Genomic DNA, 4440 nt, shown 5'->3' on the forward strand with positions numbered 1-4440 from the left:
GGGGGAGAGATACACCTTTACCCAGCCGATTAAAGAGTTGAAAACGAGAAATATAGCAGAAGTGGCAGATTTGCTGGCACAAGTGGAAAGCTACCAAGAGCAAGGCTATTATGTGGTGGGGTATGTCAGCTACGAGGCTGCAACTGCTTTTGAGGAAAAATTAGCAGTTCATAAAGCTCCTTTACTGGGAGAGTACCTACTGTATTTTACTGTTCACGATAGGGTGGAGGTCTCCCCTATTCCTCTGACTTATGATGAGGTTGATTTGCCTTCAAGTTGGCAGGAAGTAACGTCTGCAGCAGACTATGAAAAGGCTATTGCCCAGATACATCATCATTTGCGGCAGGGAGACACCTATCAGGTCAACTACACCGTCCAACTCAAGCAGGACTTAAGCGCTAATCCTTTTGCTATCTACAATCGTATGGTGGTAGAGCAGGAGGCGGGCTACAATGCCTATGTGGAACATGACGAGATGGCAGTGATTTCCATGAGTCCAGAGCTCTTTTTTGAGCAAAATGGCCGCGAGTTGACAACGCGACCAATGAAGGGAACGACTCAGCGTGGCGTGACCGACCAAGAAGACTTGGGCCAGGCCAGTTGGTTGGAGCAGGATCCTAAAAATCGCTCTGAAAATATGATGATTGTGGACCTCTTGCGCAATGATATGAACCGTATTTCTGAAGTGGGAAGTGAGCACGTGGAGCGTCTATGTCAAGTGGAGCAGTATTCCACTGTTTGGCAGATGACTTCGACTATCAAGAGTCGGTTGCGAGAGGATGTTGACCTTGTTGAAATCTTCCGTTCTCTCTTTCCTTGTGGTTCTATAACGGGAGCACCCAAAATTGCGACTATGGAAATCATCAAGGACTTGGAACCACAACCGCGTGGAGTCTACTGTGGAACGATTGGTCTCTTGCTTCCGAATGGGCGACGGTATTTTTAATGTGGCCATTCGGACGATTCAACTGCATCAAGGGAAAGCCATCTATGGAGTGGGTGGTGGCATTACTTGGGATAGCACTTGGGAATCTGAATACCGCGAGGTTCATCAAAAGGCTGCTGTTCTCTATCGTAAACAAGCTCGTTTCCAACTGATTACAACTGGGAAAATCAGCCAGAAGAACTTGATGTTTGAAGAACAACATCTGGAAAGACTGAGAAAAGCTAGTCGATATTTTGCCTTTCCTTTTGATGCAGAAGACTTAAGACAAAAGATAGAGGAAGAGTGTCAGGCTTGTGATGCTAATCAAGATTACCGCTTGCGACTCAGCATTAGCAAATCTGGAGAGATAGAAGTCGATCGTCAAGTATTGGAACCTCCCAGTCCGACCTTCTGCAAAGCCAAACTCTGCCTGCAGGAATCGGATTTGCAGCAAGCATTTACCTATTTTAAAACGACTCACCGACCGCATTTGAGCCTAGGGAAACAAGAGAAGATTTACCACAATAAGTCAGGAGAACTGCTTGAAACCTCTATAGGAAATTTGGTTCTGAAAATCGCTGGAAAACTCTACACACCGCCTATCGAACTTGGAATCTTGCCAGGAATTTATCGCCAGTATTTACTAGAAACAGGACAAGTAGAAGAGAAAGTCTTGACCTTGGCAGATTTAGCCCAAGCAGAAGCTATTTACGCCTGTAATGCAGTGAGAGACTTGTATGAATTAAGCCTAGAGGAGAATTAGATGAAACTGATATTTTTACACGGTTTAGGGCAGTCAGCAGAGTCTTGGAAAGAAGTTCGGAATCTACTGATAGATTATCCTTCTGAGGCTATCGAGTTATTTCCTTCTGGAGTTAGCAGCTATCAAAAAGCCAAGGAGCGAGTTTATCAACACCTAGCTCAAGAGACAGAACCTTTTGTTTTGATTGGATTGTCCTTAGGTGCTGCCCTGGCACTAGAGCTATCTAGTTACGATTTACCAAATCTTCGAGCTTTGATTCTATCAGGATGCCTGCTTAAATTAGCAGGGAATATCCTATTTTATCTTCAGTTGCTGATTTTTAAACTACTTCCCAAAAGGGTATTTGAAAAACAGGGGGCAGACAAGGCTTTTATGGTCGGAGTTTCTGAGGAGTTGAAGACACTTGATTTAACGGATATAGCAGGGATTTGCCCCTATCCAACCTTACTAATTTGTGGCAGCAAAGATAAACCGAATCTTAGTTCTATGAGAAGTCTTCATAAACTAATATCAGAATCCCAATTTCAGATTATCCCAGACGGCCCTCATGTCTTGAATAAGGCAAAACCAAAGGAGTTTGTAGAAAAGACCAGAAGTTTCCTTGAATTGCTGAAATAAGTTTGATAAAATAATATTGAAATCGATAACATCGTTAGAGGAGAAAGAAATGAATAAACGTCTATTTTTAAAAATGAGTCTGACTACCTTGCCAGTTTTAGCCTTGTTTTCACAACCTGTGTTAGCAGAGGAAAACATTCATTTTTCGAGTTGTAAGGAAGCTTGGGCGAATGGATATGCAGATATTCATGAGGGAGAGCCCGGTTATTCTGCCAAGTTAGACCGCGATCATGATGGTGTGGCTTGCGAATTGAAAAATGCTCCTAAGGGTGCCTTTAAAGCAAAACAATCAACTGCGGCTCAAAACAATACAAGTTCAGCAACAACAAGTGGCTGGGTTAAGCAGGATGGTACTTGGTATTACTTTGATGGAAATGGCAATCCAGTGAAAAATGCATGGCAGGGAAGCTATTACCTGAAAGAAGATGGTCAAATGGCACAGAGCGAATGGATTTATGATGATTCTTATCAGGCTTGGTATTACTTGAAATCAGATGGATCTTATGCAAAGAATGCATGGCAAGGAGCTTACTACCTTAAGTCAAACGGTAAAATGGCACAAGGTGAGTGGGTTTATGACTCTTCTTACCAAGCCTGGTATTACTTGAAATCAGATGGTTCTTATGCTCGCAATGCATGGCAAGGAAACTACTATTTGAAATCAGATGGCAAAATGGCTAAGAATGAGCGAGTTGATGATGGACGTTACTACGTAGATGCTTCAGGTCTCTGGAAACCATAAATCAGATAAAATTTAGAAAGTTAATGCAAACCTTTGCATAAGTAAATGAATTTTGTTATACTAGTGCTGTAAGCATTTTCAATTATTATACAATGAAAAAGGAGAATATGATGAGTCAAAAGATTATTGGGATTGACCTTGGTGGAACTTCTATCAAATTTGCAATCTTAACAACAGCAGGAGAAATCCAAGAAAAATGGTCTATCAAGACTAACATTTTGGATGAGGGAAGTCATATCGTAGATGATATGATTGAGTCTATTCAACATCGTTTGGACTTGCTTGGATTGGCAGCAGCAGACTTCCAAGGTATCGGAATGGGATCACCAGGTGTGGTTGACCGTGAAAAAGGAACAGTTATTGGTGCCTACAACTTGAACTGGAAAACCCTTCAACCAATTAAAGAAAAAATTGAAAAAGCCTTGGGTATTCCATTCTTCATTGATAATGATGCCAACGTGGCAGCTCTTGGTGAGCGCTGGATGGGGGCTGGTGATAACCAACCAGATGTTGTCTTTATGACACTTGGTACTGGTGTTGGTGGTGGTATCGTCGCTGAAGGCAAATTGCTTCATGGTGTTGCTGGTGCAGCAGGTGAGCTTGGCCACATCACTGTTGACTTTGACCAACCAATCGCATGTACTTGTGGTAAGAAAGGTTGCCTTGAGACAGTTGCTTCAGCAACAGGTATTGTCAACTTGACTCGTCGCTATGCTGATGAATACGAAGGCGATGCAGCCTTGAAACGCTTGATTGACAACGGAGAAGAAGTAACTGCTAAGACTGTCTTTGATCTTGCAAAAGAAGGAGACGACCTTGCTTTGATAGTTTACCGTAACTTCTCACGTTACTTGGGAATCGCTTGTGCCAACATCGGTTCAATCCTCAACCCATCAACAATCGTAATTGGTGGTGGAGTATCAGCTGCGGGAGAATTCCTTCTACAAGGTGTTCAAAAAGTTTACGACGAAAATAGTTTCCCACAAGTACGCACATCCACTAAATTAGCTCTTGCAACTCTAGGAAATGACGCTGGAGTTATCGGAGCAGCATCACTTGTATTGCAATAATACTCAATGAAAATCAAAGAGCAAACTAGGAAGCTAGCCGCAAGCTGTACTTGAGTACGGTAAGGCGACGCTGACGTGGTTTGAATTTGATTTTCGAAGAGTATAAAATAATAAAAGAGGGAAAATGCTAACCTAGAGTTAGTAATGTTCCTCTTTTCTTTTTTATGCTATACTAGTTAGGACAATAAATGAGGTGAGAGAGAATGACAAAAGCAGATACGATTTTTAAAGAGAATATTGAACGAATCCTCAAAGACGGTGTCTTTTCTGAGCAGGCCCGTCCTAAGTACAAGGATGGGACAGTTGCCAACTCTAAATATGT

At 42.3% G+C, this 4440-nt stretch carries 2 protein-coding genes and 3 pseudogenes; all 5 read left to right on the forward strand.

Annotated features, from left to right (window positions below; genetic code table 11):
* Positions 1-1688: pseudogene (gene pabB, locus SMIDD26_RS02355) on the forward strand (aminodeoxychorismate synthase component I); the annotation flags it as partial.
* Positions 1689-2306 carry an alpha/beta fold hydrolase gene (locus SMIDD26_RS02360; RefSeq protein WP_061438790.1) on the forward strand — a complete coding sequence of 206 codons (618 nt, stop codon included), beginning with the start codon at positions 1689-1691 and terminating at the stop codon, positions 2304-2306.
* A 49-nt stretch (positions 2307-2355) separates the two neighbouring features.
* Positions 2356-3042, forward strand: a pseudogene (locus SMIDD26_RS02365) (excalibur calcium-binding domain-containing protein); the annotation flags it as partial.
* A gap of 116 nt (positions 3043-3158) precedes the next feature.
* Complete coding sequence (locus tag SMIDD26_RS02370; protein ID WP_033684051.1) at positions 3159-4118, forward strand: ROK family glucokinase; 960 nt, start codon at positions 3159-3161, stop codon at positions 4116-4118.
* A 203-nt stretch (positions 4119-4321) separates the two neighbouring features.
* Positions 4322-4440, forward strand: a pseudogene (locus SMIDD26_RS12560) (thymidylate synthase); the annotation flags it as partial.

It is taken from the genome of Streptococcus mitis (assembly GCF_001579035.1).
GTDB classification, from domain to species: domain Bacteria; phylum Bacillota; class Bacilli; order Lactobacillales; family Streptococcaceae; genus Streptococcus; species Streptococcus mitis_J.